This window comes from Streptomyces sp. NBC_01244 (assembly GCF_035987325.1).
In the GTDB taxonomy this organism is placed as follows: domain Bacteria; phylum Actinomycetota; class Actinomycetes; order Streptomycetales; family Streptomycetaceae; genus Streptomyces.
Genome location: NZ_CP108488.1, coordinates 9,339,490 through 9,357,583, shown reverse-complemented (window position 1 = coordinate 9,357,583; position 18,094 = coordinate 9,339,490). Strand labels below are relative to the sequence as shown.

The following is an 18,094-nucleotide window of genomic DNA, read 5'->3' as shown; positions in this document are numbered from 1 at the left end:
ACACCGACCCAAGATCATTGCGCCCAGCCCCCGAACCAGCGGGCAGCCACCCCCCTTGACACATCGCAGCCTGTCAGGAGCACGGTCGCTCCGAGCGACGCCGGGACGGAGGCAAAGCTTGTCCTGCTGAAAGCGGCCTGCGCTGCGCCACGAGCGCGCAGCGCAGGCCCAAGGTCAGGGCTGGCGGATCGCGGAGACCTCGAACTCCAGCACCACCTTGTCGCCGACGAGGACGCCTCCGCCTTCCAGTGCGGCGTTCCAGGTGATGCCGTAGTCCTTGCGGCTGATCGGCGCCGAGCCTTCGAATCCGACGCGCAGGTTGCCGTAGGGGTCCGTGGCGCTACCCTGGAATTCGAAGTCGATGCTGAGTGGCCGGGTGACGTCCTTGATGGTGAGGTCGCCGGTCAGTCGGAAGTTGCTGCTGTCGAGCTGCTGCACCCCGGTGGAGACGAAGGTGATGTCGGGGAAGTTCGGCGCGTCGAGGAAGTCGTTGGTGCGCAGGTGGCCGTCGCGCTGCTCGTTACGGGTGTCGATGCTGGCGGCCTTGATGGTGACGGACACGGTGGACTCGGTGGGGTCCTCGCCGTCGAAGTGTCCGGTGCCTTCGAACTCGTTGAACGCGCCGCGGACCTTGGTGACCATGGCGTGACGGGCCACGAACCCGATCTGGGTGTGGGCCGGGTCGAGGGCGTAGTTCCCGGTCAGTGAGGTGAGGGGGGTGGTGGTCATGGACCTGCTCCGCGGTGGCTCGGGGACGGGAAGGGGAGGCGCTCGTCCACGCTAGCCATCCCCGAGGTGACCGGCGTGACGGGCGTGGCTAGCGCGCCTGCGCATCACCCGATCGGCGAGAGCGGGCCTGCGGGGGTTCGGCCCGGGCGACTACGGGGGGAGCCGACGCCGGGTGAACGCTCGATCACCGGTTCCGCGGGTGGTGGGGCTCTGGTTGTCCTGGTTCGTCTGTGCCGGAAAGCCTCCTCAACCGCAACAGGGGATCGCTCCCAGACGGCCGGGGATCCCGCTGGCGAGGGGCAGTGCGCTCCCGGTGTTGTCTTCGTACGGGTGGACCTCGGCGCCGAGCCTCGGGTGGACGTACGGGGCACTGCTGGCCTGTCAGCGGGGGCCGGTACTTTCGCCCCCATGACGACACATTCCAAGCCGCTGACGGTGCTGCTGAACGACCCCACGGGCGAAACCCGTCTTTACGCGGAGAAAACTCTGGTGGGTAACGCTCACTGGACATTCTGGTGGGACTGAACGACCCTGCGCGTCAGAAGGCGGAGCGCTGAGGGTCCGAACGACCGCGTAGATCGTTATTGGGCCTGTCAACTTGACGCCTGACGCCTGACGTCGTGAGGTGTCGAGGTGTCTCCGGTGAATCCGGCTACCCAGCCGGGTGACGGGGCCCGATACCCAATTCCAGGCAGGCCGCGGGCCGGCTACAACCCGGAGCGTGATCAACAATCTGCTGCGCCGCGGCCTGGCCGGGCTCGCCCTCGCCCTCCTGGCCACCACTCCCCCGCTGCCGCCAACACCTCCTCAGTGAAGGCAATCTCCTCCACCGAGCACGGTGCCGTCAGCGCTCCCGGGGCGCCTGCTGCAGCCGGGGTGCGGGCGTCGCTGCCGTTGTTCGAGGCCATCGACCGGCTTCCGGTCGCCGCCGAGCACCGCGAGGGCTACAAGCGGGACCTCTACGAGCACGGGAACAAGGGCCTCAACGGCACCAACCGCTGCGACACGAGGCGCGAGGTCATTTTGGCAGAAGCTGTGACGGCACCTCAGGTCGCGGCCGGCTGCGAGCCGCCCTCTGGACACCGCTCCCCGCCAAACCCCGCCCCGGCGGCACCCCCGGCCGAGGGACCGGCGGCTCATGGACCGAGCCAGAGGCGCGGACCGAGGCGAGGGCCGGCCAGTGCCCTAATCGTGTTGACCGCCCCCGGCAGGCAGTGCTGGAGTCGGCACGTGAACAGCATCCCCGCCAACCGGCGGCTCTGGAACCAGATCAGCAGCGCCTACCAGCACGAGCACGACCCGCAAATCGGCGCCGCACCCCGGCTTTGGGGCATGTACTCCATCCCCGACGCGCACCTGCACGCCCTGGGCGACGTCACCGGTAAGCGCGTCCTCGAACTCGGCTGCGGCGCCGGCCAGTGGTCCAGGGCGCTCGCCGCCGAGGGCGCCACCGTGGTCGGGCTCGACCTGTCCGAGGCCCAACTCGCCGCAGCGGAACGCGCGATGGGGGCAGCCCGCTACCCGCTGGTGCAAGGCGCCGCCGAACAGCTCCCCTTCGCCGCAGACAGCTTCGACCTGGTTTTCTGCGACTTCGGTGGCCTCAGCTGGGCGCCCCCGCACCTGGCCGTCCCGCAGGCCGCACGCGTCTTGCGCCGAGGCGGACGCCTGGTGTTCAACGTCGCCAGCCCATGGTTCGAAGCTTGCTACGACGAAGCCGCCAGCCGCGTGACCACGACGCTGCAGCAGGACTACTTCGGGCTGAGCACCATCGCCGAAGGCGACGGCGCGACCAGCTATCAGCTCACCTACGGCGACTGGGTCAGGGTCCTGCGCGGCGCGGGTCTCATCATCGACGACCTCATCGAGCCGCGGCCCGAACTCGGAACACCCAACGGCTACAACGAAACCGACCCAGCCGACTGGGCACACCGCTGGCCGGCGGAACTGCTCTGGGTATCCCGCAAACCGTAAGTCCGCCGCGCCGAGAGGTGGAGGCGTCCCCTCGCCGGGCAGGCCATGGGGACCTGCGCGTGTGAACCGGCATGTGAACCGGCATGTGGGTACTGCGGATACGGCACCCGGAAAGTACGATCAAGCAATGTCTGACATGACCGAAACCACGCCCGGCTGGCTGACCACGGATGATCTTGAAGTGGCCAGGGCCCAGATGCCGATCCTGTACGTGACAGCGGTTCCCGTACGCGTAGACGAGAGCGGCGAAGTCACCGGCATCGGACTGCTGCTGCGCATCGGTCCGGACGGAACGGTCAGCCGGACCCTCGTGTCCGGACGCGTACTGCACCACGAACGAGTCCGTGACGCGCTGTTGCGCCATTTGGAGAAGGACCTCGGCCCGGTGGCCCTGCCCCGTATCCCCGCATCCCTCCAGCCCTTCACTGTCGCCGAGTACTTCCCCACCGCCGGCATCACCGCCTATCACGACCCCCGCCAGCACGCGGTGTCGCTGGCCTACGTCGTCCCGGTGGCCGGCGACTGCCGACCCCGGCAGGACGCACTGAACCTGGTCTGGTTCAGTCCCCAGGAAGCCGCCGGCCTGGCCGTGCACGACGAGATGCCCGGCGGCCATGGCGTGCTGCTGAAGCAGGCGCTCGCACACACAGGACACACCTACTGAGAACCTCGCACCACAGCCGTAAAACCTCGCCCTGGCCGGATCTGATGGGTTGAGCACAGGTACCAGTAAGAAATCCGCTCTCGGTGCTCCACGAAGAGCGCCCTTATACGGCCCGGCCCTGTGTGAACAGGCACGCCCAGGGCAGCGCCCGTGCCACAGCCTTGCTGAACCACGAACCGCCCGGCCCCGGCGTGCCCCGGCACAGCGGTCTTCTCAGGCGGCATAGCGTGAGCTGGAGATCCCCGGCATCGGAAGCGAAGGTGGCCGTACATGAGGTCGGAACAGGGCGGCGGCCGGGACGTGATCGTGATCGGTGCGGGCGCGGCCGGGCTTGCCTGCGCCGCGGACCTGGTCGCCGCAGGCCTCCGTGTCAGCCTGCTGGAGGCTTCGGACGCCGTCGGCGGGCGCATCCGCACCGACCGCGTCTCCGGCTTCGTCACCGACCGCGGCTTCCAGGTCTTCAACACCGCGTATCCGCAAGTGAAGCGTCGCCTCGCGCTGCGTCCCCTGCGCCTGCGGCCGTTCACCCCTGGGGTTCTCGTACACACCGGAGGGGGGCGGCTCCTGCAGTTCACGGATCCCACCCGCCGGCCGCGCGAGAGCCGCGACCTGGTGCCCGGTCGACTGGCCTCGGCCCGCGACCTCGCCGCGCTCGGACTCCTGACCGCACAGGACGCGGTACTGCCTGCCGGGCGTCTGCGCGCGCGATCCGACCGCACGACCCTCACCGCGCTGACGGACGCCGGACTCTCCACCAAGCTGATCGAGACGTTCTTCAGGCCGTTCCTCTCCGGCGTGTTCCTGGAAGACGGTCTGGAAACCTCTTCGCGGTACTTCCACTTCGTCTGGCGCAGCATGGTTCGCGGCACCCTGTGTCTGCCTGCCGACGGAATCGGCGCCGTCCCCGCCCAACTCGCCGGAGCCCTGCCACACGCCGTCCTGCGCACCGGCACCCCTGTCGCCCGTCTCACCGGCGACGGGGTGGTCCTGTCGGACGGTACCGAACACCACGCGCCCACGGTCGTCGTCGCCACCCACCCGACGGCGGCGGTCCGGCTGCTGCCCACGCTGAAGGTGCCCCCGGGCCGCACCGTCACCACCCTCTACCATGCGGCCGATCGTTCCCCGCTGCGCGAGCCCACGCTCCTCATCGACACCGCGCGCCGGTTCCTCAACACCTGCGTGCTGACCGAGGTACACCCCCACTACGCCCCAGACGGCCGGGCACTGATCTCCACCTCGGTCCTCGGCGCGCCCGACCCGACGGAGGAAGCGGTGGTCCGGGCCGCACTCGCCGAGGCGTACGGCGCCGACACCGACTCCTGGCAACTGGTACACCGGTACACCGTCCACGACGCGCTGCCCGCGATGCCGCCTCCGCTACCGCTGAGCCGGACGAGCAGGTTCAGCCCCGGCCGGTACGTCTGCGGTGACCACCGGGCAACCGGCTCACTCCAGGGCGCCCTGGCCTCCGGGGCCAGGGCCGCCCGCGAAGTCCTGGCGGACACCCAGCGCTGAGCGCCCTCCTGTCCACCACCGCATACGCGGTGATCACGGGGTCTGCTGCTTGCGGATCAAGACGCCATTTCACTTGGTGTGATCTTGCGGCCGTCTGGGGTCACCGTCAGCGTCCGGGCCCTCAGAGAGGGCAGCTGACGGGACCGAATCCGACCGACCGTGGCAAGAAGGGTTCGAAAATCCACCTCACCGCGGACCGCCAGGGCATGCTCCTGCCGGTCGGCATCTCCGCCGCCTTCGGCGATGGCTCACTCCCCGTGGCATCCGGAGCGGACGATTCACCCGGACAACCTAAGAACCCACCGGATCAGCGGCCAGCGCGCCGCCGCCCAGGCCGGGTAGCAGTTCGTCCTCGCCGGCAAGAACGGTGACTGGACGACGACCTGATACAGAGGCAGCAAGCTGTGGTTGCACGACCCTCACGGAACCAACACGATCACCACCGGTGTGCTCAGGCGCGAATGATCTTGGGGAAGGCCTTGGTGGTGTCGACGTAGTACTTGCGGACCAGCGGTCCGAAGCTGCCCTCCGCGCTGCCTAGGATCATCGACTTGATGACCTCCAGATTCTTCGCAGCAGTGAAGCCCTGCGGCTTCGTCTCGGTGTCGCCGGCGACCAACGCCTTCCACGCCGCACGAGACTCCGTCGTGGCGCTGACGTCTGGGTCGAAGCCCAGGAAGTAGCCGCGTCCGCCGGTCTCCTGCCCGACAGCCAGGAGGACGATCACATGGAATCCGATGTTGCGCTCGTTGTTGAACTTACTTTGGTCCCCGCCCACGTGTCCGGTCGAACCGTTGACGTACACGGCACGCTCGGCCTTCACAGCCGTGTTCGCGAACGTGGAATCGGCCGGCATCTGCAACCAGCACTTGAAGCGTTCGAGGGCGGTGCCCGTCGTCGCATCCACCGCCGTCGAGATCCGCGCCCTGACGTCCTTGACCGCCGGTGTGGTCTTGTCGCCGGCTTGAACGTACGCCTGCTCGAGCACGAAATATCCCCCAAGTTCGGCTCCCCCCAGTTCGAGGCGCCCTTCGAGAGGACCCGCGACCCCGAACCTCGAGCGAGCCCCTACCAACCCATGTTCTTGGCCACCTCGGCCTGGGCTGCGGCGATCTCTTCATCAGTGGACTCGATGATGTCCACCTCCTCCAGGCGTGCCAGCAGGTCTGCGAGCGCCTGCTTCTGAGCCGGGTGCGTCATCGGCACGGTGTTCAGGTCGGTGCTCATCAGCCAGTCGAACAGCACGATCGCGTCAGCACGCCACAGGCGGAGATCGACGGTTGGTGTAGACCCCCAGGGGAACCCAGTTTCCATGTGAGCATCTTGCCAGGTCAGCGCGCTGGGGCGCGTCACAGACCGTCCACCCCAGACCGCCGCAAGATCACACCAAGTGAAATGGAGTCCAAGAGTTCAGGACGCCAGTTCATAGACCAGCAAACCCAGACCGAGGAGGAGAAGGGCCAGGGTGAGCGAGCAGGTGAGACGGAACGCGAATCTGCTCCAGTACTCCGCTCGTCGACCGTTGGGAGTGTCAGTGCGCCAGACCGACGGGATGTCGACGCGGCCCTCGGCGATGGCCGCCGCGGCCCGCCGGACATCCCCGGGGTGATAGGAGTAGTAGGTCGGCGCCGCCCCGTACGTGCCCCGGCTCTCCCCACCGAACCGGCGGACGCGGACATCCCCACGAGCAGCGGCGCTCGGTAGCCAGTACTCACGCACCGGCCATCGCTCGACGACCTCTCGACTGTCCAGCCAGGGCTCCTCTTCGTCCGCTGACTCGGGTGTTCCCGGATCCGGCGTTCGCGGCATGTATCTCCCTCGATGCGGCAAGTCCCCAGTACATACCCGCTACCCGCATGCCGACAGAGCACCCACGACACCGACATGTGCGATCGCTTCAGCCTTCCGCGCCGAGAGACAACGCACGCCAGCTCCTGAGCATCAGCCTCAGCGGCGTGCAGGCGGTCCGCCTCGGTCCGGGCTTCGGCCAACTCCGCCCGGGCCGCATCCACACCTTCACGCAGTGCCTGATCCGCTCTCCCACCCGCATCCGGAGCCGGGGCTCGCTTTGACGCCGGGCCAGCCGGCCGGGCCGCCTCCTCCACGCGTGGTGGTGCCGCCCCGGGTAGCGGTTCAAGGCCGGTGAAGCCGCATACGGCGTCCGGGGCCTTCCTCAGCCGGCCGGCCCCACCGCCCGGAAGCCAGCGCCTGGTCCATAAACGGTGCGACGGATCAACGGATGGACGGGGTGGCGGGTGTGATCAACGGGATTCGGTATCGACTGGGCCCGACAGGCCAGGGGCAGAGAGCGACCTGCAGGGAAGCATGCCCCTGCAGGCACGTCACGCCTGATGCCCCATCAAGGATGCATGGCGCGCCCATCAACCCGCGGTTCAGTGCTCGCAGAGGGAGAACTCCCGTTCGTAGAGCTGCTCGTTGTGTTCGTCGACGAAGAACTTCCTTTCCTTCATGAGTTCCTCGCGGTACGTCTTGGCCTGCTCGAGCGTCATGGTCGATGTGTCGGACCAGGGCTGCTGCGGCGGCACGTCGGAGGTCGAAACGATCCGCTCCGCCGGGTCGACCAGGAAGAACGCGAGGATCTTGCGGTGTCCCGGGCGGGTGGGGTCCGCGAGGCGGAACGCGTCCACGCGGTGCTGCAGGACGTTGGGGAAGGCCAGGCAGCGGCCCGCCGGGGTCGGTACCGAGCCCAGCGCCTGATTCAGCGCGTCTTCGTCCTGAAGGCCATAGACCTCGCGCACCCCGGCGTCGTCGTTCTGTTCATAGTCCGGGTCATGGAGTGCGGCCCGGAATCCCAGCCGACTGTCGGTGATGTTCTCGCTGTCCCAGTAGTAGATGCCGGTCGAGACGATCCGCTCGTTCAGCATTCCCTCGACGTGCCAGGAACCTCCGGGGTACTCGGGCTGGTCCGGGGTGAGGTGGACGGTGGCGAGCTTGACGATGACCTGGAGCCGGCGGCCGCGCAGGTCGACCCGGGCGGAGGCGTCGGGCAGTGCGGGCTGGCTGAAGTCCGGAGCATCCGGGACGATCGGGCTGCGGTCCTCCCGCCAGGCCTCATAGGCCACTTCCCAGGCATCGCGGGCGTCCATGTAGGTCGCGTTGTCACTGTAGGACGACTGACGCGGATGCTCCGGTTCCGAGTCGTACCAGCCGTAAGGATCGGCCTCGATCCGCAGGGGCCGCGGGTGCCGCAGATCGGTGAGCACGTTCTCGAACAGCGGGCGCAGGCGCGCGAACATGTCCGGCAGGACGGAAGCCAGCGCGCGATGCGCCTCGGGGTGGACGTTATTGACGTACGAGCGGAAAGCGACGGCGCCGTCGTCACTGACGTCGACGTCCGTGGGCAGCCACTGGAACCTCTCCGAGAACTCGTACTTCGAGTAGTGATTCGTCGGGTTCTGCCAGGCCCGCTCAGGACCTCCGCTCACCTCCCTCACCAGGCAGAACAGTGAGGGGTGCACGAGATCCAACACCTGGCCGTCGGATCCGGGATGCCAGTCCAGCTCTTCTTCGGGGACCTCTTCGAGGACCCTGACCGCCTCACCCAGCCGGGATCTGAGCTGCTCATCGACAAGGTCGTCCGACTGCCAGACGCCGTCGACCGCGGACACCTCGATGCCGGTACGCGCATCCCGCAACGCGGCGTAGTACCCCAATTCGGCGAGAACGTAGCGCACCTGCGCTTCGGTCAGGCCCTGCGCCACCGCTTCCTGTGTCCACCTGGCGGCGACGTCGGCGTCGTTCATCTTGTCGAACCACGCGGGCTTGGAGCGCAAGTGCGAGCTGCACTGCATCATCTGCAACTCCCGCAGCGTCCGGGGCGCCGCGAACGCCGCGGAACGGGAGGTCTGAAAAGGCAGGGGAAAGGCGGACAGGCCGGTCACTTCTGGTGGTCCTCACAGTCGGTGGGGGTGCCCGGAAGAATAGCCCGGCCCACTGACACCACAGCTGCGGCCCCCGGGCAGGACCGCCTTCGTGCCGAACCAGCCGACGGCAGCATGCGCGTCACGGACGACAGGCGGGGCCTGCCGGTCAAGGCGGCGGAGTCCACCGGTAGGCCGGCCGTCGAACGCGAACTGACGGAGCTGTCTTTCGATCCGAAGCATCTTCGTGCAGGTCGCCGTGCAGTGGAACACCGGTTCAGGGGGGCCGCTCCTTCGAACGAACGACACCCGCATCCATCTGGGCGGCACACACGCACAGGGCTTCCGTACCGCACTCACGAACATCGTCGACGGCTATGCGCGCCATCAACCCACAACCCGAACGAAGCCGGAGCAAAGAACACGCTCGAGGTCACGATCACGGACGGCGACCGAATCGCCGGGACACTGAGCGCGCACGGATGCACCGCGGGGGCACCACCGCGCTCACCTCACTCGGCATCCACTGGCCCGCGGTGAACGCCGGGACGGGCTGGGGTCGATTGCCTGTGGAGCTCGGCTACTCCGACTCAGCCTTGATCTTGACACGGTAGAGCACGGCGTGGCGGGGCCTGAACCAGGTCGTATGCGGATCCCGACATGGAGTTCCGTTACGCCTCTGCTCCTCCTGCGCTGGACGGAGCCACGGCGTCTCGCCCTGTCCGGCTTCCGAAGGCGGGCTGATGCGGATGCCGGAACTGCAGTGCTTGGTCAACTAGTTGATCGGGCCAAGTGGATCCCTGGGCGTAATTCGCAGGCGTGCGGCAATGGGAAGGACTTATGGTGCCCGTCATGATCGACTGGAAGAGCGTCGAGGCCGCCGATTGTGCCGTGCCTGCCGGCGGGTCCATGGACGACCTCGTGCGCGAGCTGTCCCGTGCCCTGGCAGATCCCGATCCGCTGGTCCGGGACGGCGCGCCCTACGCCGTCCTAGCGACCTGGATCGCCCGGGGGGTGATCGGGAGGTCCAGGCGGCTCGAGTTGGGGGACGAGATGGCCGCCCGGTTCACCGACCGGCACATCCAGGCCCGTGCCTTCGCTCCCCTCGTGCTCGAGATGCTTGTTGCGGCGGGAGACTTCAAGGCCGACTGGGTGGAGGCCTTCGAGGACTGGTACCCGGCGGAGGTGGATCTGCGCGGCCACGACGAGAGGCTCGGCTGGCTTCATGCGGTGGCGCACGGCGCGGATCTGCTGGCCGGCTTCGGCCGGCACCCCGAAGTGGCGCCGGTGCGGATGCTTGACCTCGCCGCCGCCCGCCTCACGGCGCCCACCGACCACGTCTACGAGCAGTTGGAGGATGACCGCCTCGCCCGGGCCGTCGCCCGGGTCCTCACCCGCACCGACCTGAGCGAACGCGACTCCGTCGGCTGGCTGGAGCCGGTAGCCGACCGCTTCGGGGCCGACCGGATCAGCACCCCTGTGCCCGCCCACCTCAGCAACTGCCTGCGTACCCTGCGCCTGCTCTACATCCTCGCCGACCGGGGCGTGCGGCCCGTAAGCGAACTACCCGCGGAGCCGCTGCACCACCGCGACGCGGTCAAGTCCGGTATCGCCGCCGTTCTCGACCGGATCGTCAGGCGCTGAGCGTCGGTACTGTCCCGGACCCGGGAGATCGCGGACGGGAGTGTGCGCCGCGTGAGCCCTCAGGTCGGCATCAGGCCGCTCTGGTACGAGATCGCCACCGCTTGGGCTCGGTCGCGGGCGTCGAGTTTGGCCAGGATCCGCTTCACGTGGGTCTTTACGGTGGATTCTGCGAGGGAAAGCAGCTCGGCGATTTCCGTGTTGGACAGGCCATGGGCGACCTGCCGCAGCACTTCGCGTTCACGGGTGGTGAGTCGCTCCAGGCGGATGTCGGCGGCCGGTGCCCGCAGGTCCCCTGAGCGCGTGGGTGCGGGCTGGGCTGCGAGCCGGGTCAGGATGTCGCGGGTGACGGCCGGATCCAGCACGGCCTGACCGGCCGCGACATTCCGTACGGCGTCGATGAGGCGTTCGGGGGAGGCACGTTTGAGGAGGAAGCCGCTCGCGCCGGCCCGGATCGCACTCCACACGTATTCATCGTGGTGGAACGTCGTCAGAACCAGCACCCGGGTCGGCAGACCGGCGGCCACGATCCGCCGGGTTGCCTCGACTCCGTCGATGCCGGGCATCCGTACGTCCATCAGGATGACGTCGGGGACGAGTTCGTGGCACAGGCGGACGGCCTGGATGCCGTCCGCTGCCCGCCCGGCCACCTCCAGGCCGTCCTCGGTCCCGAGGATCAATTCGAGGCCGGCCTGGAGCAGGGCGTCGTCGTCGGCCACCACGATCTTGATCCGGCGCTCGTCGTCGGCCGCTCCTGCGGCCTGCCAGGTCATCGAACCGGGAGCGAGACGTGCAGGCGGAACCCGCCCTGCTCGCCCTGCCCGTGTTCGAGCCTGCCGCCCAGGATCGACACGCGCTCGGCGATGCCGAGCAGACCTCGTCCGGGCTCGTAGCCGTTGCCTGCGCCCTGGCCGTCGTCGCTGACCTCGATGTCGAGGCGGTCCCCCACCCGGCGGACGGTCACGTCGGCGGATCCGGCGCGGGCGTGCTTGACCGTGTTGGTGAGCGCCTCCTGCACGATCCGGTACGCCGACATGTCGATACTGCTGGGGAGTTCGTCCCGGCCCGGATCCACCTGCGCCGCCACGCTGATCCCTGCCTGCGCCATCCGCTCCGTGAGACGGCTCAGGTCGCCGAGCCTCGGCCGGGATCCGGCCGGCTCGGTGCGGCGCAACAGGCCCAAGACCCGGTCGAGTTCCTCCAGTGCATCGCGGCCGGAGTCTTCCAGTTGCCCGAGCACCTCGCGGGCGCGCTCCGGGTCACGGTCGAGCAGACGCCGGGTGGCGCCCGCCTGAATCAGCATCACATTGACGGTGTGGCCGACGAGGTCGTGCAGCTCACGCGCCATCCGGGCGCGCTCCCCCGCGATCACCTCCTCGCGAAACCGGAGCTGGGTCGCGTCGCGGTCCTCCAGGCGCCGCGCGGCGCCGAAGCCGATGGCCCAGACGAGGAGCCACAGGAAGAGAACCCCGGCCGGCACCACGGACCAGACGTCGTGTTCCTGCTGTCCGGTGAAGTAGGCGATCATCCCGAGGAACGCGGCGAACGGCCCGGTCCAGGCCCGGGTGCGGCTCGCGTGTAGGCCCAGGGAGTACAGGCCGATCAGGTTCGCGTACGGGGAGAGCGGATTCTCCAGACCCCACAGCGCTTCGCCGGACAGGGCCGCGGTACCCACCAGGTACGAGGCCAGCGGCGCGGTCCGGCGACAGGCCAGCGGTCCGGCGACCGCCGCGGCGAACATGACGGCGCGCGTCGTGCCCGTGTCCGCCCCTGCGGCCGGCCCCAATTGTTCGACGAGCATGACGGCGAAGAAGGCCGCGGCGAGTACGGCGTCCGCGGCGACGGGGCGGGCGAGCAGCGGCCGGCCCGTCGGCATCCGCCACGTACGGGGCTGCCACCACGTGCTCAGGTGGTTCGCGGGTCGGCGCATCGCTGCCAGGTCCTTCCAGCCGCGGGGTGGGCTCCGGAAGCCGACTGTCCCCGTTTGCCCTGTTGCCCGCACGTTAGCCGCGGACCGCGGGGTGCGCATCGTCCCTGTGGGGTACGCCGCCCCGGACAGCCACCCCTCCCGGGGTCCACCGGGTGCCCCCGGCAGGGGACGCGGCCGAAGCGGCTCCCTTCCTAGCGTGGCGAGCACGAACCGCACCCGCTCCTGGAGGACCCGTGAACCGCTCACCGGCAGTGTCGCAATGGCATCGCCCACTCATGCTGAACTCCGCGCTGATGTTTGCCATTTCGCTACTCTGCGCCGTCGCCGTGCTGGTCGACGACCGTCAACTCCTTGGTGAATCGCTCTGGTTCAAACCGATGAAGTTCGGCATGGCCTTCGGCATCTATGGAGTCACGCTCGCCTGGCTCCTGAGCAGGCTCAACAAGGCGAGGCGGCTCGGCTGGTGGACCGGCAGCGTCATCGCGGTGGCCGGGGTGATCGACGTCTGCGCCGTCGTCTACGCCGCCGCCCACGGCACCTACAGCCACTTCAACGAGAACACCGACGCCGTCGCCCGGAACGTCGCGGCGGCCTTCTCGATCGGCGTCATGCCGCTCCTCGTGGCCACCCTGGTCATCGGGACGCTGGTGCTGTTCCAGTCCGGCACCGACCGGGCACTCACCATCGCGCTGGGCGCGGGGCTCACGCTCGCTGCTGCCGGCATGGCCGTGGCGGTCTGGCTCAGCACCCTCTCCAGTGAGCCCCGTACGGTCCAGGACGCGGCCGGGAACCCGGTCGTGCTGAGCGGCGCTCACGGGATCGGCGATCCCGACGGGCGGGGGATGCCGCTCACCGGCTGGAGCCTGACCGGCGGAGACCTCCGCGTACCCCACATGGTCAGCATGCACGCCATCCACGCCCTACTGCTGCTCATCGCCGTGATGCACCTGTACGGGACCCTCTTCCGCCGACGGCTCGACGACGGGGTCAGGACCCTGATCGTCGGCGCGTTCGCGTGCTGGTACACGGGGTTGTTCGCCGTACTCACCTGGCAGGCACGGCGCGGCCAGTCCGTGGCGCACCCGGACCGCCAGACGCTGATCGCCCTCGCCGCGGTGACGCTACTGACGCTCGCCGTCACGGCTCTCGGTCTCGCCCTCACCACGCGGCGTACGCGGCGTACGCGGTATGCCTGATCCGCCGGGCGGCGGGCGGCGGGCGCCTTTCCGAAGCCGAAGGCGCCGAACGGTCCTGCCGGGTGCGGCCCCACGACGCCTATCTCCGCCAGGCGTTGCAGAGCGCCAGCGGAGACCGGTTCGCGACGGCAGCCCGCAGGACTCCCGGCCTCCTCTGCATGCACCGGTCCTCCGCGCGCTCCCTGCTGTCCGCAGTCGAGGTCGGCGGTTTGAGCAGGACGGCCCTCCTACGGCTGCTGGGCGCTCCATGCCCGGTTCGACGATGCCGTGCGCGACTTCGACCTGTCGTTGACGTGGTCACTCGAGCAGAGACTGCCAGGAGAGATCGCGATCTCGGCTTCTTCACGGCACTTCGTGGACGCCTTCCGGGCAGGCCCTGCCATGCCGGCGAGCGCCACGGGCGCCCGTGGGGTCCTCGAGGCGACCAACGTGAGCTGGGCTCGCCGGTTCCTTGCCTGTGTAGAAATCCTGAACGCGGCCGGAGACAGCTCCGAGGTCCATCGCCGCACCGAGGAAGTCCTGGCCGACTGCGAGGTACACGGGGTCAACTCATCTGCTGCTCATGCCGAGTTCGCGCGAGCCTTCCGCTATGCGATCGTCGATGACATGGCGGGACTGCTGGCTTCCCGCAAGGGGATACGCCAGCACGTCACCGGCACGGAGTTTGCCGACCTCTGCGAAATCGTCGACTTCTGGCTGGGGGATGCGGCCCCCGACGACGGCTTGCCCCTCGCCGACTGGATCGGTGGCGCCGATGCCGTACGCGAACGATGGCTGGACCTGACCACAAGGCGCCGCGCCACCCGCCACTGACGCGCAATGGCGCACGGGAACGCCTTCACTCGGTGTGGTGGTGGCTACGCGCCGGCTCACTGCTGAGACCACCGTGCCGTTTCGGTGGTGGGGCCCGCAGCGGTTCTGGACGAGTGATTCCGACATGATCGGTGACTGGCGATCGCGTAGCGGCCGGCCTGGCCTTGGGGACGCAGCAGTGCCGAGCTACGGGTGGTAGAGCTCCTCGGCGCGGGCGGAGTCGATGGGCTCGTCCTGGTGAAAGGACAGGAAGTAGTCCAGTTGCCACGCCTGTGCATTGCCAGCCTGGCGGTTGGTGACGGTCACCCAGGGTGGGTAGACGCGGAAGGCCCTTTTCCCGCCGGAGCCGTTCTCCGACACGACACTGTGTCGGCGGAGTGTGTCCATGGGAAAGACGAACTGGCCGAAGTCGTGATCGTCGCGACTGCTGATGACGAACAGGTCGATGGGATCCGTGGCGGCGAAGGGCTGGATGGGCCCGGCCGGGGACCTCCTCCAGACGGTGACGAACTGGCCGACCTTGGTGGGGGTCGTCTTGGCGGCACGGAACCGGACGGCGAGGCCGTCCAGGGTGAATTCGTGGGCGGCGTACTCGGCACTCTCGCGCTCAGGGACCGGCTGCGAGCAGGTGAACCCGCAGGGGTCGTAGACAAGTGCCTTCGCCGCAACGAGATCGCTGTGCGCCTGGGTGGTTTCCAACCACGGTGTGAGGGCGGTGGGGAGGTGGGACACGTGCTTGCGGGTCGTCGGCATTTGCTCACCCTGTCACGGGTGCTTGGACCAGGTCGACGACGCGGCTTCGGGCACTGCTCATCGAGACGCCCATGAATGCTACGGCTGGGCTGGCCGCCGGAGCTGCAGCCGGACCGAACTCCGAAACGGCCCTACTCACCGCTGCACGGCGATGCTCGGCTTCACCTCGGACTACGAATGTGCGGTGCGTGGGCACCCGGCGCGGCGTGATGTTCCCGTACGTCCCGACGGAGTCGGTCATCCCGTGGCGTCTGCCACGAACATCGCACTGTCGTCCGGGGCAGGTCCCTGGCCGCGCACCACCCGTCGGGTTAGATGGCACCGTGGCGAGACGACCCAAGACGAAGAAGAAGAGCCCTACCTTGGGCATACCGAAGGAGATCGTCCTGCTGACCGTCGGGGAGGGCGTTTGGCGGTACACGTTCATGGCCGACAAAGCGGGCGGCCTCGGCGGATGCGGCAAAGTGCCCGTGCACTCCGATGCGACCGTTGAGGACGCTCAGGCCATGGTCTTCAGGCAGCTGGCGGATCTCACCCGCACACTTCACGGTGTTGAGATCGACGTTGCCTGGTCCTCCTTGGCCCCGGATTCATGGGTGGGGCATGTCCGGCACGGCCAGGGCCGGCCGCGGCCGTCACCCGATGCCTGCAGGTCACCGGATGCCTGAAGGCCACGAGACGTCCGAAGCGATACGGCGACGACCACTCGAGCGCAGAGCCGATGTCAGTGAGGCTCAGGCCCCTCCGGTCAGGTCATCGAGTTGGGCGGCGTTAGCCTCGGCAGATGATTCCTGCTCCGCCTCGCAAGGTCATCACCCGGCACCGTGACGGGCTGATCCTTGCCCACGTGATCGACTCCGGCAGGTTCGGGAGGCTGGAGCCCGCGGCCGTGTTCCAGCCGAGGGCCGGCGACGAGGTCGTGGAGTCGGTGGTCCGGCCCGATCTGGAGCGAGTCGTGTACACGACTTTGAACGGGATCGTCTGCCTCACGCGCACCGGTGACCTGGTGTGAGCGTCGGACTTCGAGCCGCACTCCGACGTACGCCATGGCCACCGGCCCGGCTGTGCGCTGTCCCTGGACAGCCGGACGGTGTGGGCATACCGGCCTGACGCGATGGCGGGACGCGGGGGCGCAGACCAGTGGGTCGTCTACGACGCCGCCAGCGGGGCGGTCCTCGCCCGCCGGGAGCTGGAGACGGTCGGGCACTGCGCCGGCCACCTCGTGCACCCCGTGGACGGCAGCGTTTACCTCGACATCGGTGAGGGCCAGGACGGCTCCGTCGTGCTTCGCGGCACGGCCCGGGCCGACGGTGAGGTCGACTTCGTTCCGTACCCGTGGTCGGACCGCTGTCTGATCGACCTGGCGCCGGGCGGGGAGCAGTTCATGACCGTCGACCACGGGCAGGCGGACGTCGCCTTCCACAGCCACCCCAGCGGCGACGTTCTCTTCACCCTCCCTGTCGAGGCCTTCGGGTACGACCCTGACGACACCTTCGTGGAATGGGGCGGCGGCTACCTGACCCGGGACTCGGCTGTGGTCGTCCTCGGCAGTGAGACCGAGGACGGGGAAGAGTGGTTCCGCCACCACCTGATCGACGTGCGGACGGGCGCGATCAGCGGCGAGATGCCCGTTGAAGCGGCCCACGCCTACGACCTGGTGCCCCTGGGGGATGGTTCCTGGCTCACGGACGGACCCGTCCGCTGGTCCGGTGACTCCCTGTGGCCCGTACCCGTACCCGTACCACCGCACCCGGCAGGTTGATGGGCCCTCCGGGGCAATACGTCTAGGCCGACCAACAGCCGGCGACAGCGACGACGAAAACACGTTGGCCGACCAGTAGCCGACCTGCGACGATGCCGCTGTTCCGAGGTGGAGGGTCGTTGTTCGTTTTCGTGTGTGCGGGGTGCGGTGCCGAGTTGACCGCCCCGCTGTCCCGGGTCCATCTTCCGGCTCATGCCCATCAGAGGTACGGAAACGGGGCTCAGCTCCCGGTGCTCATGCAGTCCGGGACCTACGCCGTCGAGCCGGAGCCCTGGGGGCCGCCGTGGCGCAAGTGGGAAGAAGTCGATCCGGACGAAGCAGCCGCGCGTGGTGTCTACGCCCCCCTCCACGCCCTGTCCGACGGGGCGCCGGGAGCGATCGTCATCGCACCCGGAGACGTCCGCGGCACCCTGCTGATTCCCGAGGAGCGCGGGGGTGCCTGCTGCGGCATCGACGGGGCCGACGGCCCCAACATGGCCTGTGAGGTATGCGGCCTGCTCGTGGCGACCAGGATCGACGACTGTTCGCTCTGGCAGGCGGTGTGGCTGGCCCCCAACGCCGTGCATCGCCTCCCCGTCGAGGGCACCGCCACCACCGAACCGCTCTCCTGGAAGGAACTGACGGAGCAGACGGAAGGCATGGCCCCGCTCGAGCCGATCGCCACGTGGGCAGGGCCGTGGAGCGGGTCGAGCCACTACTGGTCGTGGAGCCCGAGATGGGAGGCTGCTGCCGGCCGGGCGCTCGCCCACCTCTTGGCGGCTTCCGAGGGACATCCCGTGACGGTCCCGAACGGCCTGACCGAGGAAGTGTTCCAACGAGCCCTCGACGCCCTGCTTCCCGCGGGGGTGCAGGAGCGGCACGCCGTCCTCGCCGGGCCCGGGCTGCCGGCCCCCGACCCGGGTGCCGACATCCTCCTCGTGCCGGTCCATCCGCAGACGGGTCAGACCTGGCCCCCCGCTGGTCCGGCCACATCGGCATACCCGGTCCCGCTGGAGTTCGGGGTATGGCTCTGGCTGGCCTTCCCCACACCTCACCTCCCTGCCCCCATGGCGGGCCGCGTACCGGAGGACGTCCTGCGCGACGAACCGCTTCCGCCGCGCCCTGGACACCTCTTCCGCGCTGACAGGAAAACGTTCCTGCACACCGTGGTCCGGTTGCCGGAGGTCCGTAGTTCGTGGATACGCGAGATCGTCGAGGATCTGTCGGAGCGCAGGCGCCTGGACATCTTCTAGCCCA

General features: G+C 68.8%; 17 protein-coding genes and 2 pseudogenes. 11 read left to right on the top strand and 8 right to left on the bottom strand.

What is annotated here, in order from left to right:
- Positions 1-174 precede the first annotated feature (174 nt).
- Positions 175-729, bottom strand: coding sequence for a YceI family protein (locus OG247_RS41670; protein WP_327250346.1), 555 nt, complete (start codon positions 727-729; stop codon positions 175-177).
- A gap of 1,230 nt (positions 730-1,959) precedes the next feature.
- Here OG247_RS41670 and OG247_RS41665 point away from each other — a divergent pair.
- The 4 genes and pseudogenes from OG247_RS41665 to OG247_RS41650 form a co-directional block, all read left to right on the top strand.
- Positions 1,960-2,700 (top strand): class I SAM-dependent methyltransferase, encoded by a 741-nt coding sequence (locus OG247_RS41665; RefSeq protein WP_327257165.1) that lies wholly within the window; start codon positions 1,960-1,962, stop codon positions 2,698-2,700.
- A gap of 127 nt (positions 2,701-2,827) precedes the next feature.
- Positions 2,828-3,364 (top strand): NUDIX hydrolase family protein, encoded by a 537-nt coding sequence (locus tag OG247_RS41660; RefSeq protein ID WP_327257164.1) that lies wholly within the window; start codon positions 2,828-2,830, stop codon positions 3,362-3,364.
- Between the two features lie 270 nt (positions 3,365-3,634).
- The gene (locus tag OG247_RS41655; RefSeq protein ID WP_327257163.1) at positions 3,635-4,882 is read left to right on the top strand and encodes an NAD(P)/FAD-dependent oxidoreductase; all 1,248 of its coding nucleotides are present in this window, start codon (positions 3,635-3,637) and stop codon (positions 4,880-4,882) included.
- Between the two features lie 102 nt (positions 4,883-4,984).
- Positions 4,985-5,118 (top strand): annotated as a pseudogene (locus OG247_RS41650) (IS5/IS1182 family transposase); the annotation flags it as partial.
- 215 nt (positions 5,119-5,333) lie between these two features.
- Here the strand turns inward: OG247_RS41650 and OG247_RS41645 are convergent.
- From OG247_RS41645 to OG247_RS41630, 4 genes are all read right to left on the bottom strand, one after another.
- Positions 5,334-5,870: a hypothetical protein gene (locus OG247_RS41645; protein ID WP_327257162.1), complete on the bottom strand. Its 537-nt coding sequence runs from the start codon at positions 5,868-5,870 to the stop codon at positions 5,334-5,336.
- A gap of 80 nt (positions 5,871-5,950) precedes the next feature.
- Positions 5,951-6,196: a hypothetical protein gene (locus OG247_RS41640; RefSeq protein ID WP_327257161.1), complete on the bottom strand. Its 246-nt coding sequence runs from the start codon at positions 6,194-6,196 to the stop codon at positions 5,951-5,953.
- A gap of 96 nt (positions 6,197-6,292) precedes the next feature.
- The gene (locus OG247_RS41635) at positions 6,293-6,691 is read right to left on the bottom strand and encodes a hypothetical protein (RefSeq protein ID WP_327257160.1); all 399 of its coding nucleotides are present in this window, start codon (positions 6,689-6,691) and stop codon (positions 6,293-6,295) included.
- 584 nt (positions 6,692-7,275) lie between these two features.
- Entirely contained in the window at positions 7,276-8,784 is a 1,509-nt protein-coding gene (locus tag OG247_RS41630) for a DUF4246 domain-containing protein (RefSeq protein WP_327257159.1), read from the bottom strand.
- Between the two features lie 226 nt (positions 8,785-9,010).
- On the opposite strand from OG247_RS41630, the gene OG247_RS45015 reads away from it, so the two are divergent.
- Positions 9,011-9,235, top strand: a complete 225-nt coding sequence (locus OG247_RS45015; protein ID WP_442813549.1) for a hypothetical protein — start codon at positions 9,011-9,013, stop codon at positions 9,233-9,235.
- Positions 9,236-9,615: 380 nt separating this feature from the next.
- Complete coding sequence (locus tag OG247_RS41625; protein WP_327257158.1) at positions 9,616-10,407, top strand: DUF2785 domain-containing protein; 792 nt, start codon at positions 9,616-9,618, stop codon at positions 10,405-10,407.
- 59 nt (positions 10,408-10,466) lie between these two features.
- Here OG247_RS41625 and OG247_RS41620 read toward each other — a convergent pair whose 3' ends face one another.
- Both OG247_RS41620 and OG247_RS41615 read right to left on the bottom strand, forming a co-directional pair.
- Positions 10,467-11,177 (bottom strand): response regulator transcription factor, encoded by a 711-nt coding sequence (locus OG247_RS41620; protein ID WP_327257157.1) that lies wholly within the window; start codon positions 11,175-11,177, stop codon positions 10,467-10,469.
- Positions 11,174-12,334 carry a sensor histidine kinase gene (locus OG247_RS41615; protein WP_327257156.1) on the bottom strand — a complete coding sequence of 387 codons (1,161 nt, stop codon included), beginning with the start codon at positions 12,332-12,334 and terminating at the stop codon, positions 11,174-11,176. Before OG247_RS41615 ends, OG247_RS41620 begins: the two co-directional genes overlap by 4 nt.
- Before the next feature lie 275 nt (positions 12,335-12,609).
- On the opposite strand from OG247_RS41615, the gene OG247_RS41610 reads away from it, so the two are divergent.
- Entirely contained in the window at positions 12,610-13,530 is a 921-nt protein-coding gene (locus OG247_RS41610) for a hypothetical protein (protein ID WP_327257155.1), read from the top strand.
- Positions 13,531-13,797: 267 nt separating this feature from the next.
- Positions 13,798-14,343: a hypothetical protein gene (locus OG247_RS41605; RefSeq protein ID WP_327257154.1), complete on the top strand. Its 546-nt coding sequence runs from the start codon at positions 13,798-13,800 to the stop codon at positions 14,341-14,343.
- A gap of 186 nt (positions 14,344-14,529) precedes the next feature.
- On the opposite strand, the gene OG247_RS41600 is transcribed toward OG247_RS41605, so the two are convergent.
- Positions 14,530-15,096: a MepB family protein gene (locus OG247_RS41600; protein ID WP_327257153.1), complete on the bottom strand. Its 567-nt coding sequence runs from the start codon at positions 15,094-15,096 to the stop codon at positions 14,530-14,532.
- 362 nt (positions 15,097-15,458) lie between these two features.
- On the opposite strand from OG247_RS41600, the gene OG247_RS41595 reads away from it, so the two are divergent.
- From OG247_RS41595 to OG247_RS41585, 3 genes and pseudogenes are all read left to right on the top strand, one after another.
- Entirely contained in the window at positions 15,459-15,764 is a 306-nt protein-coding gene (locus OG247_RS41595) for a hypothetical protein (RefSeq protein WP_327257152.1), read from the top strand.
- A 116-nt stretch (positions 15,765-15,880) separates the two neighbouring features.
- Positions 15,881-16,858: pseudogene (locus OG247_RS41590) on the top strand (hypothetical protein).
- 119 nt (positions 16,859-16,977) lie between these two features.
- A complete protein-coding gene (locus OG247_RS41585) occupies positions 16,978-18,090 on the top strand; it encodes a hypothetical protein (RefSeq protein WP_327257151.1) in 1,113 nt (370 codons plus the stop codon).
- Positions 18,091-18,094 lie beyond the last annotated feature (4 nt).

Excerpts from the sequence above, each read along its gene's own strand:
- OG247_RS41670 (WP_327250346.1), bottom strand. The coding sequence starts at position 729 with ATGACCACCACCCCCCTCACCTCACTGACCGGGAACTACGCCCTCGAC.
- OG247_RS41660 (WP_327257164.1), top strand. The coding sequence starts at position 2,828 with ATGTCTGACATGACCGAAACCACGCCCGGCTGGCTGACCACGGATGAT.
- OG247_RS41655 (WP_327257163.1), top strand. The coding sequence starts at position 3,635 with ATGAGGTCGGAACAGGGCGGCGGCCGGGACGTGATCGTGATCGGTGCG.
- OG247_RS41640 (WP_327257161.1), bottom strand. The coding sequence starts at position 6,196 with ATGGAAACTGGGTTCCCCTGGGGGTCTACACCAACCGTCGATCTCCGC.
- OG247_RS41635 (WP_327257160.1), bottom strand. The coding sequence starts at position 6,691 with ATGCCGCGAACGCCGGATCCGGGAACACCCGAGTCAGCGGACGAAGAG.
- OG247_RS41625 (WP_327257158.1), top strand. The coding sequence starts at position 9,616 with ATGATCGACTGGAAGAGCGTCGAGGCCGCCGATTGTGCCGTGCCTGCC.
- OG247_RS41620 (WP_327257157.1), bottom strand. The coding sequence starts at position 11,177 with ATGACCTGGCAGGCCGCAGGAGCGGCCGACGACGAGCGCCGGATCAAG.
- OG247_RS41615 (WP_327257156.1), bottom strand. The coding sequence starts at position 12,334 with ATGCGCCGACCCGCGAACCACCTGAGCACGTGGTGGCAGCCCCGTACG.
- OG247_RS41610 (WP_327257155.1), top strand. The coding sequence starts at position 12,610 with ATGCTGAACTCCGCGCTGATGTTTGCCATTTCGCTACTCTGCGCCGTC.
- OG247_RS41600 (WP_327257153.1), bottom strand. The coding sequence starts at position 15,096 with ATGCCGACGACCCGCAAGCACGTGTCCCACCTCCCCACCGCCCTCACA.